This is a genomic window from Chloroflexota bacterium, from assembly GCA_014360905.1.
Taxonomy (GTDB): domain Bacteria; phylum Chloroflexota; class Anaerolineae; order UBA2200; family UBA2200; genus JACIWX01.
Genome location: JACIWW010000022.1, coordinates 34,397 through 52,078 on the forward strand (window position 1 = coordinate 34,397; position 17,682 = coordinate 52,078).

12 protein-coding genes and 1 tRNA gene are annotated in these 17,682 nt (G+C 56.1%); 11 read left to right on the top strand and 2 right to left on the bottom strand.

Going from position 1 to position 17,682, the window contains the following annotated elements; translation table 11 throughout:
- Nucleotides 1-14 precede the first annotated feature (14 nt).
- The 8 genes from H5T67_09615 (at nt 15) to H5T67_09650 (ending at nt 9,161) form a co-directional block, all read left to right on the top strand.
- Nucleotides 15-848 (top strand): hypothetical protein, encoded by an 834-nt coding sequence (locus tag H5T67_09615; protein ID MBC7245570.1) that lies wholly within the window; start codon nt 15-17, stop codon nt 846-848.
- A 77-nt stretch (nt 849-925) separates the two neighbouring features.
- Complete coding sequence (locus H5T67_09620; protein MBC7245571.1) at nt 926-1,093, top strand: YHS domain-containing protein; 168 nt, start codon at nt 926-928, stop codon at nt 1,091-1,093.
- A 318-nt stretch (nt 1,094-1,411) separates the two neighbouring features.
- Nucleotides 1,412-2,437 carry a fructose-bisphosphate aldolase class I gene (locus H5T67_09625; protein ID MBC7245572.1) on the top strand — a complete coding sequence of 342 codons (1,026 nt, stop codon included), beginning with the start codon at nt 1,412-1,414 and terminating at the stop codon, nt 2,435-2,437.
- Between the two features lie 284 nt (nt 2,438-2,721).
- Nucleotides 2,722-2,793, top strand: a tRNA-Arg gene (locus H5T67_09630).
- Between the two features lie 21 nt (nt 2,794-2,814).
- Nucleotides 2,815-3,309 (top strand): transcriptional repressor, encoded by a 495-nt coding sequence (locus H5T67_09635; GenBank protein ID MBC7245573.1) that lies wholly within the window; start codon nt 2,815-2,817, stop codon nt 3,307-3,309.
- Nucleotides 3,310-3,336: 27 nt separating this feature from the next.
- On the top strand, nt 3,337-5,727 hold the full coding sequence (locus H5T67_09640; GenBank protein MBC7245574.1) for a penicillin acylase family protein: 2,391 nt from the start codon (nt 3,337-3,339) through the stop codon (nt 5,725-5,727).
- A gap of 37 nt (nt 5,728-5,764) precedes the next feature.
- The gene (locus tag H5T67_09645; protein ID MBC7245575.1) at nt 5,765-6,709 is read left to right on the top strand and encodes a glycyl-radical enzyme activating protein; all 945 of its coding nucleotides are present in this window, start codon (nt 5,765-5,767) and stop codon (nt 6,707-6,709) included.
- Between the two features lie 49 nt (nt 6,710-6,758).
- Nucleotides 6,759-9,161, top strand: coding sequence for a glycyl radical protein (locus tag H5T67_09650; GenBank protein MBC7245576.1), 2,403 nt, complete (start codon nt 6,759-6,761; stop codon nt 9,159-9,161).
- Between the two features lie 316 nt (nt 9,162-9,477).
- Here H5T67_09650 and H5T67_09655 read toward each other — a convergent pair whose 3' ends face one another.
- Nucleotides 9,478-12,075: a DEAD/DEAH box helicase gene (locus H5T67_09655; GenBank protein MBC7245577.1), complete on the bottom strand. Its 2,598-nt coding sequence runs from the start codon at nt 12,073-12,075 to the stop codon at nt 9,478-9,480.
- A 292-nt stretch (nt 12,076-12,367) separates the two neighbouring features.
- A complete protein-coding gene (mscL, locus tag H5T67_09660; protein ID MBC7245578.1) occupies nt 12,368-12,808 on the bottom strand; it encodes a large-conductance mechanosensitive channel protein MscL in 441 nt (146 codons plus the stop codon).
- Between the two features lie 300 nt (nt 12,809-13,108).
- Here mscL and H5T67_09665 point away from each other — a divergent pair, with 300 nt between their 5' ends.
- The 3 genes from H5T67_09665 (at nt 13,109) to H5T67_09675 (ending at nt 17,513) form a co-directional block, all read left to right on the top strand.
- Nucleotides 13,109-14,323 carry an MFS transporter gene (locus H5T67_09665; GenBank protein MBC7245579.1) on the top strand — a complete coding sequence of 405 codons (1,215 nt, stop codon included), beginning with the start codon at nt 13,109-13,111 and terminating at the stop codon, nt 14,321-14,323.
- A 155-nt stretch (nt 14,324-14,478) separates the two neighbouring features.
- The gene (locus tag H5T67_09670; GenBank protein ID MBC7245580.1) at nt 14,479-15,192 is read left to right on the top strand and encodes a hypothetical protein; all 714 of its coding nucleotides are present in this window, start codon (nt 14,479-14,481) and stop codon (nt 15,190-15,192) included.
- A gap of 245 nt (nt 15,193-15,437) precedes the next feature.
- Nucleotides 15,438-17,513 carry a sodium-translocating pyrophosphatase gene (locus tag H5T67_09675; GenBank protein ID MBC7245581.1) on the top strand — a complete coding sequence of 692 codons (2,076 nt, stop codon included), beginning with the start codon at nt 15,438-15,440 and terminating at the stop codon, nt 17,511-17,513.
- The last annotated feature ends 169 nt before the right edge of the window (nt 17,514-17,682 follow it).

The window sequence follows — 17,682 nt, forward strand, 5'->3', positions numbered from 1 at the left end:
CTAGGAAGGGACCTATGAAAGAGGAAAATGTGCGTAAAACGCGCCCCTACTGGCACGTAGATGCCAAGTGGGTGACAGGATTGCTCCTTGTTTTCGTCTTGAGCCTGGCCTTGCTAGTGTTCAACCTCGTCCAGATCACTGCCGAGCGTCCCGCTACGGACATCATGGCCACCATGATTGCCAACATGTTCAGCCGCAGCGGCCTGGATGACGAGAGCGAGATTGCTCAGATGCGCCAGGCGCTGCGCGCCAGCCCCGATGGAATGCTCCAGCCGATTCCGGGCTTGCCCATCGTCATCCGTGAAAAAGACATAGCAGGTCTTTCGCCACGCCAGATACGCCTTTATGCTTTTCGCCAGGTGGCAACGCCGCTTTACCGCAAAGGTGTGACTGGGTTAACCGCTCAGGTAAGCGATCCTGAAATACGGAAGAACTTCGCTGGAGGAATTGGCATCCTGGAGTTATTCACGTTAAAAACCCATCAGAATCTACGTCGTGCGCTTTTGCTATTGGTAGGCATTTGTCTGCTCCTGCTCATCCCGCTCATTTTCTTCAGTTACCGTTTCGGGCGGTTGGGCAGCCCAGGGGTGGTACTGTTTATGGCGAGCTTGCCGGGTGCTGTGTTCTCCCTTTTGCTAGGGGCGCTCGCGACAGAGGCGCAGAACTTGCTCCTGCCTGGAGGTGCAAGTGGCCTGACGGGAGTGCTCGGCCATATGATGGCTGGCGTCCTGCCCCAAATAGAGCCGATCATAGCGCGCAATTACCTGATCGCCCTGACGCTGGGCGTGGCGCTTATCTTGTTGGCCGTTCTGGGTGGCGTTGCCACGCGCCTATCGCACAAGGGGTAACCTGCCGCACATCACGCGACACGCAATACGTATCACTCATCACTCGTCACTTATCACTCAAACAGGAGGATTAAAACATGGAAAAAGTCAAAGACTTAGTCTGTGGGATGATGATCGATCCCGAGAAGGCAATCGCGACATCGGAATACAAGGGCAAGACCTACTACTTCTGTGCCAAGGGCTGCAAAGTTGCCTTCGACAAGGACCCGGAGAAATACATCCAAGCCGAAGAGAAAGGGAAGTAAGCATTGGTGCGGACTGTTGTCCGCGCAGAGCGTTTCCAATAACTTTGGCTGGACAACAGCCAGCCGCTTTGGCAATAGGCGGTAGCGCAGAGGCTGTATCAAAAGACACCAAGGAATATGAAAAACTTGCGTTTTCTTGGCTTTGTGGTAAAATATGGCTGTCACCGCCGAGCACGCTGAGACTGCAGAGGACACCATAATTCTTCTCATCGTTCTCTGCGGTAAATGCGAGCCACGAAGACACCAAGGCACAGGGGAAATGAGAACGTTTGTGTCTTTGTGCCTTTGTGGTAAGAATACTGAGAAAGGGGTGCAGAGATGGCATACCAAGAATTGGAAGCAGTGGCGCGTGCCATTGTGGCGAAGGGCAAAGGAATCCTGGCCGCTGATGAGAGCACCGGCACCATCACCAAGCGCTTTCAGCGTGTGAACCTCCCCTCCACACCAGAAACCCGTCGTGCGTACCGCAACATGCTGTTCACTACGCCAGGCGTTGAAGCCTACCTCAGTGGCGTGATCCTGTTCGACGAAACCATCCGTCAGTCGGCTGATGATGGCACACCGTTTCCACAGGTATTAGCCCAAAAAGGCATCATTCCTGGCATCAAAGTGGATACGGGTGCCAAAGACATGGCGGGTTTCCCAGGCGAAAAGATCACCGAAGGCCTAGATGGACTGCGCGAGCGGCTCATCGAATACCGTGGGATGGGCGCCAAGTTCGCCAAGTGGCGTGCGGTCATCACCATTGGGCCTGGGATTCCCACCATGGCCTGTATTGCCGCGAACGCGCATGCACTGGCGCGCTATGCTGCACTGTGCCAGGAGCAGGGGTTGGTGCCTATTGTCGAGCCGGAAGTGCTAATGGACGGTGATCACACCATCGAGCGCTGCGAGGAAGCGACTGCCGCTACGCTGTGGGCGGTATTTTCCGCTTTGCACGAGCACCGCGTCGTGTTGGAAGGCACGCTGCTCAAACCCAACATGGTCCTCTCGGGCAAGGATTGCCCCCAGCAAGCGAGTGTGGAACAAGTGGCAGAAGCAACGGTGCGTTGCCTGCGGCGCACGGTACCGGCGGCAGTGCCGGGCATTGTCTTCCTATCCGGTGGGCAAAGCCCAGAGCAGGCCACGGAGCATCTCAATGCCATGAACGCCATGTTCGATACGCCTTGGGAGTTGAGCTTCTCGTACGGTCGAGCATTGCAGGATCCTCCGCTGAAAGCGTGGAAGGGCGATGCTGCCAACGTCCCTCTGGCGCAAAAACTCTTCTACCACCGTGCCATGTGCAATGGTGCGGCGCGCTACGGTCAGTATACCAAGGAAATGGAAACAGCGATAGCGATGTAGGGGCGGAAGAGAGATTACGTAAGGTGGCTTTTCCAGCTGCCCTTTCCCTGCCCCAATTAGGCAGAGATTCTTCGTCGCTGCGCTCCTCAGAATGACGATGAGACCTACGCAAGGTTGCAATTGGGGGCGAGTACAAGATTCGCCCCTACATCCCATTGGCATCTGTAGGGACAATGCTTGTGATTGCCCAACCGAGGCTTTTCCAGTTGCCCTTCCCTTGGTTAAAACGCAACGCCAATCCGGCATTTTGCGTTCTGACTGCTTCTACACTATAATGGGCTGCAGCCCCTGTAGCTCAGAGGATAGAGCAGCGGCCTCCGGAGCCGTGTGCGGGCGTTCGAGTCGCCCCAGGGGCGTTGCTTGCAACGAGGCTTGTCGTGAGCGCCTCAGCGCTCCAGGTGCATCACCAACCTGATATTCTCGGAGACGCTATCGTGAGCCACCACTGGGAAATGGCGCGCCGCCTGCGCCATAAAGGGTATCGCCTGACACCGCAACGCCTGGCAGTTTTGGAGGTCATCAAAACCGGTCCAGGCCACATGACGGTAAATGAGGTGCTGGAGCGCCTCAAACCCCAATACCCGACCCTTACTATTCCCACGGTATACCGCAACCTGCAATGGTTGAAACAGGTCGGATTAGTTGCTGAGACGGATTTGGGTGGTGAGGGCCATGTCTACGAGTACATAGCGGATCATCCTCACCATCACCTCGTTTGTATCCACTGCAAGCGGGTGCTCGATCTTCCCGATTCGTCCCTTGACCCCCTGTTCGAGAATGTGTGCAAGCAATATGGTTTTGAACCAGCTATGAAGCATATCGCTATCTTTGGCATTTGTCCCGATTGCCAGAAGCACGAGGAAGGTAAGTAGAAATCATCAACATAAAGGAGGGGCACGATGCGATTGCTGCGCAAGATCCTGCTGAGCGTTCTAATAGTGGTATTGGTGCTTGTCTTGCTCGTGAGTAGCGTGGCTTACCTGTTCGTCCGCCGCAGTTTTCCGCAGACCCATGGCACATTGCAGGTTGCTGGTTTGCAAGACCGCGTGGAAGTGTACCGTGATAAGTGGGGGGTGCCGCACATCTTTGCCCAAAATGCGCATGACCTCTTTTTCGCCCAAGGATACGTACATGCGCAGGATCGCCTGTGGCAGATGGAGTTCAACCGCCGTATTGGAGCTGGGCGTCTCTCCGAAGTGCTCGGCGAGGCCACGCTGAAATCCGATCGCTTCCTGCGCACCATCGGTCTGTACCGTGCCGCACAGGCGGATTTGCAGGTTTTGCCCCCCGAAGTAATCGCCATATTGCAGGCCTACGCGGATGGCGTAAACGCTTTCATCACGACTCACCTCGACCGGCTCCCTCTGGAATTCGCCCTGTTGGGTTTCCAGCCAGAACCATGGACGCCCGCAGACACTCTGGCCTGGGGCAAAGTGATGTGCATGAATCTGGGTGGCAACTGGGAATCTGAATTGCTGCGGGCCAAGATCCTTTCAGCTCTGGGAGAAGAGAAGGTGCGTGAATTGGTGCCTCCCTACCCAGATGAGGGTCCCTTTATCATCCCGCCAGAGGCGAAGAGCTATGCCTATTGCGATGAAGAGCTTCTCGAAGGCTATCAGCAGGTCAAGGCATTGATCGGCATGCACGGGCCCTATCTAGGTAGCAATAATTGGGTCGTGGATGGCACCAAGACGGTGACCGGTCGGCCCATGCTGGCCAATGACCCCCATTTGGGCATTCAAATGCCCTCTATCTGGTATGAAATCCACCTGGTAGGTGATGGCTTGGATGTCGTGGGTGCGTCTTTTCCGGGCGTACCGGGCGTAATCATCGGTCACAACCGCTATATTGCCTGGGGTGTGACCAATGTCGGCCCCGATGTACAAGACCTCTATGTAGAGAAAGTCAATCCTGACAACGCCAATCAATACGAATACATGGGTGCTTGGGAAGATATGACCGTTATCGAAGAGGAAATCAGGGTCAAGGGCCGCGCGGAGCCGGAGAAGCTGACTGTGCGCCTCACGCGTCATGGCCCGATCATGACACCAGTCGTGCCTGAGGCAAAAGACGTATTGTCACTGCGCTGGACGGCGCTCGAAGGTGGGCAACTTTTGCACAGTGTCTACCTCCTAGACCGCGCCCGCAACTGGGAAGAATTTCGTGAGGCATTGCGCTACTGGCAAGCTCCTTCACAGAACTTTGTCTATGCAGATATCGAAGGCAATATCGGCTACCAGATGCCGGGCAATATTCCCATCCGAGGCAAGGGCAAGGGGCTGCTGCCAGTTCCTGGCTGGACGGACGAGTATGAATGGACTAGCTATATACCCTTTGAGGAATTGCCTTTCGTTTTCAATCCGCCTACCCATTATATCGTTACTGCTAACCACAAAGTGGTTCCAGATGACTACCCCTATTTCATTTCAGACGAATGGGCTGAACCATTCCGTGCCCAACGCATCATTGATCTTCTGCAAGCCAAAGACAAGCTGACACTGGATGATTTCCGGGATATTCAGGCAGATACTTACTCCATCCCGGGGAGCAAATTGCTGCCTTATGTGTTGCAATTGGGGCCGGCGGATTGGCGGCAGGAGCGGGCATTCAAGTTCTTGAAGGAATGGGAAGGACGTCTGGAGAGCGATAGTGGTAGTGCAGGTATCATGGAGGTACTGTTGTGGCGGCTTCTGGTCAACAGCTTTGGCGATGAATTGAAAGAAGCAGGCATCAAGGAGAGCGAGTTCATTGGCTTCCCATCGGCTTTGCTGAACCTATTCCCCAATGCGAGCAGTTCCTGGTTTGATGACGTATCCACGCCTGAAGTGGAAACCCGCGATGACGTCCTGCGCCGTAGCATGGCGGAGACCATGGAGTTCTGGGGCAGGAGGTTTGGCGATCTCATAGGCAACAAAGAAGCTCAATGGGCGTGGGGCAAGGTGCATGTTGCTCTCTTTGAGCACCCTCTGGGCAGTGTCAAGCCCCTCCATCTTCTTTTCAATCGTGGCCCGGTGCCAGCTTGTGGCAGCGGAGAGACGGTCGACAATGCAGGCTACAAGCGTGGTGATTTTACCGTGCGCGTGGTCGCCTCGTACCGCCAGATCATTGATGTTGGGGAATGGCACAACTCTCGCTCGCAGCACACCACTGGCCAGTCAGGCCAGCCTCTACATAAACACTACGGAGACATGATCACATCCTGGCAGGACGTGCGGCATCACCCGATGCTGTACGAAAAGGAAGACATCGTGGCGAACATGGAGGGCTTGCTAACCCTGGTGCCGAAGTAGAAGGCGTGGTTCACAAGGTTTGAGCGACATGAGTTGTGTGTCAGAAGTGTTAGATCCCGCCTTGCGTGCCACGCTTGAGCAGACGTCGGGCATCATCTTCGATTTGCAGCGTTTCTCCCTCCACGATGGGCCTGGCTTGCGTACCAACGTCTTTTTCAAAGGCTGTTCCCTGCGCTGCGATTGGTGCTGCAATCCAGAATCGCAGCGGCCCACGCCAGAAGTGGCTGTGTTCCCAGCCAATTGCTTTGGTTGCGGCGATTGCCTGGACGTATGCCCCCAGGAAGCGTTGCAGTTGAAAGAGGGGAAAATAGTCCGCGATGAGTGGCGCTGTGACTATTGCGGCCAGTGTATGCCGGTCTGTGCTGCAGGAGCATTGCGGCTCATCGGGCGGGTGGTTACCGCGGGCGAGGTGCTCCAAGAGGTCCTGCGCGATGCCGCCTTCTATGGCCAAGCGGTGGGCGGCTTGACCTTGACGGGCGGCGAACCCACAAGCCAACCGGAGTTTGCCCTGGCGCTGCTGCGCCTCGCCAAGGCGGAGCACTTGCATACCGCGCTGGAGACCTGCGGCCAGGCTTCCTGGGAGGTGCTGGAAATGCTGCTGCCCTATCTGAACCTGGTGCTGTACGACATCAAGCACATGGATACGAAACGGCATCTTCAGGCCACAGGGTCAGGCAACGAGCTCATTCTAGAGAATGTACAGCGGCTGGTAGAAGCAGGAGCCAATGTGATCTTGCGTTTTCCACTGATCCCGGGGTTCAATACGGATGAAACACACTTGCACCAGCTTGCTGACTTTGCTTCCCGCCTCGGCATTGCAGAAATCCATCTCCTGCCCTATCATACGCTGGGCAGAGCCAAGTATGGTGCACTGGGACGCAATTATTCGATGACGGGAGTACCGCCCATGAAGGAAGGGGAGGCAGAGACGTTGGCGGAGATCATCCGCAGCCATGGCTTGATCGTCAAAGTGGGTGGTTAAGGGAGGGATTCCAATGGCGACAGAAGTCGAAGCAAGAGCAGATTTGGTTATGGCTCGTCCTCGGGCGGGCACTACGGAACGCATCCAGCGCATGCGCGAAGCATTGCTGGCTACTATGCCCGAAGTATGCGTGGAACGGGCACGCTATATTACCGAAGCTTGCCGTGCCCATGAGGCAGACCCGCCAGTGTTGCGGCGGACCAAGGCTCTGGCACACGTGTTGGATAACATGAGCATCTACATAGGCGAAGGAGAGCTCATCGTCGGCAACCAGGCCAGCAAACCGCGTGCCGCTCCCATCTTCCCGGAGTATTCGGTAGATTGGATCGAGACCGAGATAGACGAATTTGCTACGCGTGCGGCAGACCTGTTTCTCGTTCATCCTGAGGTCAGGCGCGAGCTGTTGGAAGATATTCTGCCCTACTGGCGTGGGCGCACCCTCTTCGACCGTGCCATGGCGACCCTGCCTAACTGGGTGCGCCAAGCCCAGGAGATCGGCGTCATCTCTGGGCGCGGCAATATTACATCTGGCGATGGGCATATCATCGTCAACTACCGCAAGCTAATGGAGAAGGGCTTGCTGGGCGTGCGCCAAGAGGCGGAAGCCGCTCTGCAACGGTTGAATCCTTATCTCGCTGCTGAACAAAAGAAGCGTCTCTTCCTGGAAGCGGTGCTCATCACCATTGATGCAGCGATACGCTTTGCTGCCCGCTATGCCGAAGAGGCGGAGCGCCAGGCGGTGCATGAATTGAACCCGCAACGTCGAGCGGAACTAGAGCGCATCGCCCAAACCTGCCGCTGGGTTCCTGCTCATCCACCACGCACCTGGTACGAGGCGATACAGTCCGCCTGGTTTGTGCATCTCATCACGCAGATCGAGAGCAATGGCCATTCCTTTTCCATGGGCCGACTCGACCAATACACTTACCCATTTTACAAAGCAGATGTCGCCGCAGGCCGTCTCACCGAAGAAGAGGTGTTGGAAGTCCTGCAATGTCTGTGGCTCAAGTTGTTCTCGGTGAACAAGATCCGTCCCTGGGCACATACGCGCTTTGGCATTGGCTACCCCACCTACCAAAATGTCACCATTGGTGGGCAAACGCCCGATGGGCGGGATGCCACGAACGAGCTGTCGTATGCCGTGTTGCGCACCATCCAGGAGACCCGTCTGACACAGCCCAACGTCTCCGCACGCTATCACGCGCGCACGCCTGAGCGTTTCCTTATGGAGTGTGCATGCACCATCCGCCTTGGCTTTGGCATGCCTGCCATGAAGAACGACGAGATTATCATCCCGGCCTTGTTGGAAAAGGGAGTGCGTCCAGAAGACGCCTATGACTATGCTATCGTGGGCTGCGTGGAAGCCGCTGTCCCAGGCAAATGGGGCTATCGCAACACCGGCATGAGCTTCTTGAACTTGCTGAAGGTACTGGAGCTGGCATACAACGATGGGCGTGATCCCAACACAGGCGTTTGCCTGCACCCCGGGCGTGGGAATTTGCTCACTTTCCGCTCCTTTGATGAGCTCTATGACGCTTTTCTCGACCAGCTCCGCTTCTATACTCACGCCCATGTCGTGATGGACACCACCGCCGACCTCGCGCTGGAAGAGTTGGTGCCCGATGCCTTTTGCTCGGCATTGGTGGACGATTGCATCGCCCGCGGCTTGACGATCAAGGAAGGCGGTTCTGTGTACGACGTGGTCAGTGGGCTGCAATCGGGCCTGGCGAATGTGGCCAATGCGCTGATGGCGCTGAAGAAACTCGTTTTCGAGGACAAAGTGCTCAGCGCCCAGCAGATCATGAAAGCGTTAGCAACCAACTTTGCTGGCGTGGAGGGAGAGCGGGTTCGGCAGCGGCTGCTGTCCGCGCCGAAATACGGCAATGATCTGGATGAAGTGGATGAACTGGCAGTTAAGGTCTTGAGCGATTATCTAGAAGACATCAAAGCCTATCGCACCACACGCTATGGGCGCGGACCCATTGGCTGCACTTACGTTGGCTCTACCTCCAACATCTCCGCCAATGTTCCACTGGGACAGCCGGTATGCGCCACGCCGGATGGGCGGAGAGCCGGTGAGCCGATTGCAGAGGGCGTCTCGCCCGTGCATGGCACGGATACAAAGGGTCCAACTGCGGTGATGCAATCCGTTGCCAAGCTTCCCACGATCAAGATGATTGCACAGTTGCTGAACCTGAGGCTGTCGCCAGAGAGCTTGCGTACCGAGGAGGGGCTACAGCGCCTGGTGCAGTTGCTGCGCGGCTTTCAGATGCTGAAAGGCTGGCATGTGCAGTTCAACACGGTATCCACGGAGACGCTGCTGGCGGCGCAGAAGCATCCTGAACAATATCGTGACCTCGTGGTACGTGTCGCTGGCTACAGTGCACTCTTCGTTACCCTGGACAAGGCAACTCAGGACGACATCATCAACCGCACGATGCATCAGTTTTGATAGTTCACCAAAAAGACACAAAGGCACGAAGGAAGTTCATTCTGACGCTTGGCGTGGACCACAGTCTGCGCCAAAAGTGACGGCAGACTGTGGTCCGCTGAGAGCAGTTGGGGTAACGGTCGTCAACAAATGGGGGAACGAATGGACTGAGATTCGTTCATTCGTTTTTGGCACAGCTATTCGTTGATGGCATGGCGTGAGAACGTGCCTCTGGCCCTTGTAGTTGACTAGGTAGGCGACTAAAAAGCCGCCCTCTAGACCTGACGAGTCTCCCAGATCCATCAGATATTAGGGGTGCACCTCTGCGGTTAAAAGACTACTCAAGTACCCATTCCAGCAACTGTTTCACCCGCTCCTTAGCCCCCATACCTATCTCCACCGGCGCGCCTACGCAGGCCGGGCAGCCTTCCTCGCAGGGGCATTGACGCACCCATTCGTGGCAAGCTCGCAGCAGATCATCTTGCAAGCGGTACAGCGCAGCGCTGAAGCCTACGCCACCGGGTACCGCATCGTATATCACCACCGTCGGCGCACGTGTGAAGGGGAAATCCAGATCAGCCGTTACGCCCAAGTCGCGCGGCTCGCACATGAGATAAAGCGGTGCCAGGGCGCGCAACAGGTTGGCCAAACCGTCCAGCGTGCCTTGCATGGCGCGTGCCGTTTCCAGGCGGCGGTGGCACTCTGAGCATAGGGTCACCAGGTTGGACAGGTCGTTGGCAGCGAGATAGTTCTCGTTCTGCCCGGGGCGGTAATCGAAGGTGCGGAAGGGACGAATGTGATGCACATCGTGTTCGCGGTCGGGTGGTTCTGGTGCTCCACAGTGAACGCAACGGTACCTGTCCCTCTCCCGTGCGCGTCGGCGTTGCGCTGCCCAGTTGGGCCCATATGACACGATGGGCGCAATGGTCCAATCACCCAGATCGCGCATTGCCGTCACCACCTCCTCGCCCAGGCTCAACCAGTAGGCGGTCGTTAGCAGTTCTTGCTCCGGCAAGTCAAGGGGCAGGGTAGCTAGTTTTTTGTGGTTGTACCAGGCGATTTGCTGGAAATGAGCGGCCTTGGTGCGCACGCGCACTTCTCCATGCACGCGCGAGGTAGCCTGCTCTGACGATGACTCCAGCACGCGCAGTACCTCCACCTGCATGGACAGGTCTGCCGTGGTGAAGTAATCAGTCTTGGCAGCGCGCACGTGCGCGAGGCGTTCCTCCCAGTCCAGCTCTTCGACCAGGTAGGATTGCCCTTCATGGAGGTACACGGCGCCGGGGTGAATCAGCATGGGTGCACTGAGACTGTCCACTTGTCCGATGACTTGTCCGCTGCCCTTCTCGACGATGGAAAAATGATCTTGCGTGGCGGTACGCAAAGACACTTCTTGGGACGGATAGTAGTTGCTCATCCAGTACCAGCGTTGACGTGAGTAGCGCAGCACCCCTTCGCTTTCGGCCAGCTCTTTCAGGAGCGAAGGGACATCTACGTCTCCAGCCCACTGTTCGTCGTCGGCAATGGGCAGCTCGAAAGCAGCACACTTGAGATGCGAGCGCAGCAGGAAGGGATTGTCTGGCGATAACCGTGCCTCCTCAGGCGTGCGCCCGAAGAAAAAGGATGGGTGCGACAGGAGGTACTGGTCCAGCGCAGACGGCCCACCAACGAGCACAGCAGCCGAGACATCCTGCCGCCGTCCTGCCCGACCTGCCTGCTGCCAGGTACTGGCAATGGTGCCTGGATAGCCCGCCAGCACGCAAATGCTTAACTCGCCAATATCTATCCCTAGCTCTAGGGCATTGGTGCTCACCACGCCACGCACCTTCCCCTCGCGCAAACCGCGTTCGATGGCGCGCCGCTCGCGCGGCAGATAGCCGCCGCGATAGCCACGGATGCTGCCGGGAGGCTGCTCGCGCTTCTCCGCCGCCTGGCGTAGGTAGGTGAGCAGCAGTTCCGTGGACAGCCGCCCCTGGCTGAAGACGATGGTCGGCAATCCCTTGCTCAGGAAAAAGTCAGCCACGGTAGCGGTTTCGAGGAGCAGGTTGCGGCGTATTCCCTGCGCCTGATCCACCAACGGCGGGTTATAGAGGATCACATGGCGTTCACCGCGCGGCGAGCCATCGTCATCTACCAGCAACACCTGCCGTCCCACAAGCAGAGTGGCCAGCTCCTGAGGATTGGCAATGGTCGCCGAGCAGCAGATAAAGGTGGGGTGCGCACCATAGAAGCGGCAGATGCGGCGCAGGCGACGCAGGAGATTCGCCACATGGCTGCCAAATACGCCGCGGTAGGCGTGCATCTCATCTATGACGACGTACTTCAGGCCGGCAAAAAAGGTTGCCCAGCGGGTGTGATGGGGCAGGATACCCACATGCAACATATCAGGATTAGTGATGAGCACGCGGGTGTTCTCGCGGAGGCGTGCCCGAACAGAGGCCAGCGTGTCGCCATCGTATGTAGCGGCTGTTGTTGGCGGAAGTAAATCCTGGCTCATCCCTTGCCAGGCGGCAAGTTGATCCTGGGCCAGAGCTTTCGTAGGGAAGAGGTACAGCGCCCGTGCCTGAGGGTCGCGCAGCAAGGCATTGAGCACGGGCACGTTATAACACAGCGTCTTGCCCGAAGCCGCGCCTGTGACGACGGCCACATCCTCTCCGCGCAAGGCAGCAGCAATGGCCTGGCTCTGATGCGCATAAAGCTGCTGAATGCCCTGTCGGCGCAAAGCCTCCTGCAACTGGGGTTCCAGGCCATCGGGCACAGGGCTAAACCGCCCAGGCCGAGCCGGCAAACGCTGCCAGGCAGTGATCTGTGTTGCAAAGCGCGGGTTTAAGCGCAGTTCTTGTAGCACCGTAGCAACCGAGGAAGCCATAATTGGGATTATAGAGAGCCTGCGGCGGTAGGCAAATTGGGTGGCTTTCGTTTTTATGAGTTTCATGTTGTGTGCTCTGTTTTTGGTTTACTTTACATTGCGGTATAATGCATCTGGGCAACCGGGCAGATTGTTGCCTCAAAATTTGAGGGAGGACTGAAATGAAAGCGTATTGTTTCAAGTGCAAGAAGCAGCAGGAAATCAAGAATCCAGAACAGGTTGTTTTGAAGAATGGCCGACACGCGGTCAGGGGCACCTGCCCGGTTTGCGGTTCCAAGCTATACCGGATGGGGAAGGGCTCGTAGACACCAACTACGTTTTACGCATTGCGTTCTACGTACCATGTTTGTGTTAGGTTCTACGCAGATCCTTCCAACTGAGACGTGCAATTCGGGCAGCGCGTCGCCTTGATGGGAATGCTGCTGAAACAATAGGGACACTCTTTCGTCGTTGGCGTAGTGGGTTCAGCAGCGCGCTGCATCCGATTGATTTGTCGCACCAGCAGGAAAAGCGCGAAAGCCACGACTGCGAATTCGATGATTGTGTTGATGAACAAGCCATAGTTCAGTGTTGCAGCACCGGCCGCTTGGGCTTCGGCCAGAGAGTCATAGTGCTGTCCGGACAAGTTAATGTAGAGGTTGGAAAAGTCTACTTTGCCCAACAGCAGTCCAATGGGTGGCATCAAGACGTCATTGACCAGCGAAGTGACGATCTTGTTGAACGCAGCACCCATGATAAAGCCAACAGCCAAATCAATGACACTACCGCGCATGGCGAACTTTTTGAATTCCTGCAACATAGTAATCCCTCCTTGTAGCGAGTGCGTCTCCTTTTGCAGAAGTATGATACACCAGAATGCAGCATCGGTGTAATTGGAGGGAGGCTTGGGATGACCATGGGAGCAACTCTTCAGTAGGGTGGCTCTTTTAGCCGCTCTCTTCCCTAATGTCCCAACCCCACCGCGTTCCGATTGACAACGAGACGATTCTGCTCTATATTGTGGTAGGGTAGCTAGAATAGACGCTTTCTGTCTTGCTGTCAAGAAAAAACGCGGATGCCGCAACGGACAATTTATTCCACTTCAAACCGGCGCTGGCAAATGCCTGCTACTTTTGCCGCGCTGAGACATCGCAATTACCGCCTGTGGTTCTTTGGCCAGACCATCTCGCTCATGGGCACCTGGATGCAATGGGTGGCGCAGGGGTGGCTGGTCTATGAACTAACCGAGTCCAAGTTGACCTTAGGCACGATCTCCTTCTTCGGCAACCTCCCTACCCTGTTCCTCATGTTGCCTGCTGGCGCTCTAGCGGACCGTGTTTCCCGACGTACTCTGCTCCTGGCCACCCAGACCGTCATGACTATGCAAGCCTTTGTGCTTGCTGCACTGACAGCAACGGGAGCGCTGCATGTTTGGCACATCGCATTGCTGGCTATGGTGCTGGGTATGGCGAACTCCTTCGATGCACCTGCCCGCCAAGCAATGAGCGTAGACATGGTAGATGATCGGCGCGACTTGTTGAATGCTATTGCGCTGAATTCCACTATATTCAATATGGCGCGCATTGTCGGGCCGGCGGTAGGTGGTATCATCCTGGCTAGCTTGGGCGCGGCATGGTGTTTTGCTCTCAATGGGGTTACCTTCTTTGCCGTGATTGTGGCCCTCTGGTTGATGCGCCTGCCTCACGTTGAACAAGCAAGGCACTCTGAGCCGCTCCTTATGCAGATCAAAGCCGGTTTGGGCTATATCCGCAACAACATCGAGGTAATGGCGATGATTGCTTTGATTGGTGTCGCCTCGCTTTTTGGCCTGGCTTACTCTGTCCTGCTGCCAGTCTATGCCGTTGACGTGCTTCGTGTGGGCGAAACTGGCCTAGGCATGCTGAATGCGGCCACGGGTATGGGAGCGCTAGTCGCTTCTCTACTGGTTGCTTCGCTAGGCTCGTTCCACCACAAGGGCTGGCTGCTGACAGCAGGCAGTCTGCTTTTTCCTGTGCTTATCCTGCTGTTCGCAGTTACCCGCTCTTTCACCTTCTCTTTGGTTTGTCTGGCATTAGTTGGCCTGACTTTTGTCATCCAGAGTGCCACCATCAACACCCTGATTCAATCCCTCGTCCCTGATTCGCTGCGTGGGCGAGTGATGGCAGTTTTCACGCTTTCTTTTTTTGGCACAATGCCTTTCTCCAGCCTACTGGCGGGAACCCTTGCCCAGGCTTTTGGCGTAGTTGCGAGTGTGGCCATTGGGGCGGGCATCACTCTAGCCTTCGCTGTGTTTGTTTTCCTTAAAGTGCCTTCTTTGCGACAGCTCGCAGGGTGAACGCTGTGTTAGGCAGATTTGTTCTGGACATAAGCCATGGTATAATTTGTTCCAGGAGCAGAGCAGGACTGGCCGCCAACTCGAACCCAAAGGAGGGAGAGGTTGCTGTGTGTTATCTATACCTGTCCTTGATACCAGAGGCACTCATTGTTTCGATGTTGCCACCGGAGGAGTTTGGAGCGTATTATGCCTGTGGCACGCAGAAAAGAGCGCGCGAACAAGCCATCTTCTTCGAGGTTGACCCCGCCTTTCGCCATCCCTACTTCCGCATTGACGAAGGATTGCGTCGTTGCGTGCCGCACGAAGATGGCAGCCCCAAACGCTCCATTTACATCTCCGTTTACCGTGTGTTGGAGCATGTCTCCTTGGATGCACTGAAGAAACTGTATCTGGTAACACAAGATGGACGATCATTGGCTCTGGAGCCGTCCACGGAGTTTCCGAAGGAGGACAGCGGGCTGCACCTCTATCAGGAGATCGCGCCAGTGCATCCTCTTGTGGCTAGTGCTCTTGGCCCGCGCGAGTTCTACGAGCTCATTGTCAAGACACCCATTAGCTTGCTCTCTCTCCCTGCAGTGTGTTTCGTCGAGCTGAAACTAGGGGATTTGGCCTATGACCCAGAGCATGGGGCGGTAAAGGATTTGCCTTATTCCAACATCGAGCACCTGCGACAATGCTTGATAGAACTCAAGACCAAGACCGTTCGCGCCAAGATGGTCAACCGCATTCAACCCGTTCGCTTTCCATATCGCATGATCAAGGACGGGGTGTTCGTGGGGAATGAGCAACAACTCATCTACTTCCCCATGCCCTCGCCAGATGAATTGCGCCAAAAGCACTATCTCTGGTGGCGTTCCATGCAAATGTAGAAGTAGCATCAGCTTCTGCTGGTTTGCAACCCATGGAAGGCTACTGCCCGAAGTCAAGGCTGATCCGCAAACAGTGAGTGATAACGGACAACTAATCCAGCCTCATCGTCGGGGCAGCGAGTCGGAGCGACATGGAGTATGCTGCTTTGACGCTTGGGGCTGTGTTTGTGCCACAAAGACACGAAGGATTCTTAGCGTTTCAGCGCTTCGAGTCTTTAGTGTGTACGTATGGAGGAGTGGATGTGATGCAATTATGGGTATTCACCGCCGCGCTGGCAGGAGCAGTCTCTGTCGGCACAGCAATTTGGCTGTACCGTTGGGTGGAACAACAAGATCCCGGGCCGGCACGGGCACAGGAGATCGCCTCCTGGATCCGCGAAGGATCCACTTCTTATCTGCGCCGTTTGTACCTGGCGCTTGGTTTACTAGCAATTGGCCTGGGTATTGTCATTGCCCTTGTCTTCAGCTTTGACATTGAGCACCTGGGGCTAAAGACAATCCAGTTCGAACCACTGCGTGGCACAAGCATGGCCTTGGCTTTTGTCACCGGTGCGCTTTGCTCCGCAGTCGCTGGGTACATGGGGATGCGCGTGGCGGTGTCCGCGAACGTGCGCACGGCAGCCGCTGCTGGAGAAAGCCTCAGCCGTGCCTTTCGGGTGTCTTTCAACGGTGGCGCGGTGATGGGATTAGCCACCGTAGGGCTAGGGCTCGTCGGCATGAGCGTTACCTATCTGCTGAGCGGTGATCCGGAGGTGATCCTTGGCTTCAGCTTTGGCGCATCCACATTGGCACTGCTGGCCAAAGCAGGGGGCGGCATCTACACCAAAACAGCGGATATCGCCGCCGATTTAGTGGGCAAGGTCGAAGTAGGCATCCCAGAGGATGACCCACGTAATCCAGCCGTGATCGCGGACAACGTTGGTGATAACGTGGGTGACGTGGCCGGCATGGGAGCGGACATTTTCGATAGCTATGTGGCTAGCACCGTAGCAGTGATGCTGCTTGGCGCAGCGCTCTTTGCAGACCGTCCGGCGCTTCAGGTACGCTATACGGTATTTCCTCTCGTCCTGTGCACGTTAGGCATCATCGCATCGCTCGTTGGCTTGCAGTTTGTCCGCGTGGGCAAGGACGGCAGGCCGGGCCAGGCACTCAATCGTGGTACCATTTTCACCGCCCTGATCTTTGCCCTGCTAGCAGCGTTGGTAACTGTTATAGGCAATTATAATTTGGGCGTGTTGTGGGCCACATTAGCTGGGCTTATTGCAGGTGTGGTGATTGGCTTCACCACTGATTACTATACCTCCCCTGATCGGCGTCCGGTATTGGAGACGGCGCGGGTTTCCGACTCTGGAGCGGCGATCAATATCATCACTGGCTTCAGTTACGGATTGATCAGCATTGTACCCCCCATCGTAGGCATTGCCATTGCCACTCTCGTCGCCTATTTTCTGACTGCCCGTGCAGGGTTAGATGGCATCTATGGCGTGGGCATTAGCGCCGTGGGCATGTTAACCATTAGCGGGATGATCGTCTCCGCAGATGCCTACGGTCCTATCGTGGACAATGCGCGCGGCATTGCCCAGATGTCCGGCATGTCGCACGATGTGATCGAAACTGCCGATGTGCTCGATGCGGCGGGAAACACGGCCAAAGCGATTACCAAAGGCTTCTCCATCAGCGCAGCCGCGCTTACCGTTTTGGCCCTCTTTGCTGCCTATGCTCAGGTAGTGGGCATAAGAGGAGTACAGTTGTACCTGAGCCTGCGCGACCCAGTGGTTGTTGCTGGAACCCTGCTGGGAGCAATGACACCGCCGCTCTTCAGTGCACTGACCATGCTTGCGGTGACTAACAATGCCTTCAAGATGATCGAGGAAATTCGTCGCCAGTTCCGCCAAAGACCTGGCATCCTGATGGGCACAGAAAAACCGGACTATACATCCTGTGTCAGCCTGGCGGCACAAGGGGCCCTGAGCTCTCTGGTCTTGCCTGCTTTTCTAGCGGTGGTCCTGCCCCTGATAGTGGGCTTTGTCCTTGGCCCTGAGGCACTGGGAGGCTTTTTAGGTGGAAGCATCTTCACTGGTGTGATTTTCGCCCTGCTCATGGCGAATGCCGGCGGCTTGTGGGACAATGCTAAAAAGTTCATCGAATCAGGCGAGTTCGGTGGTCCTGGCTCTGATGCACACCGAGCCAGCGTCGTCGGCGACACCGTAGGCGATCCTTTCAAGGACACGGCCGGCCCTTCGATGAACACGCTGATCACCGTGATGTCCCTGGTTTCTTCGTTGTTCGCCCCGGTGATTGCAGCGCTTCATTTGATCTAGAAACGCAAGGCTGAAAACGTGAAGCATAGAATGAGGGTGGAGTTCGCGCAAAATCAAATGATAATGTCACTGACACGTGATGGTTCTATCAAATGATAAAGACACCAGGCTGCCTCGCTCCTTTCTAAGTAGGTATCGGTATGTGCAGCGTGTCCAACACGTTTTCGGT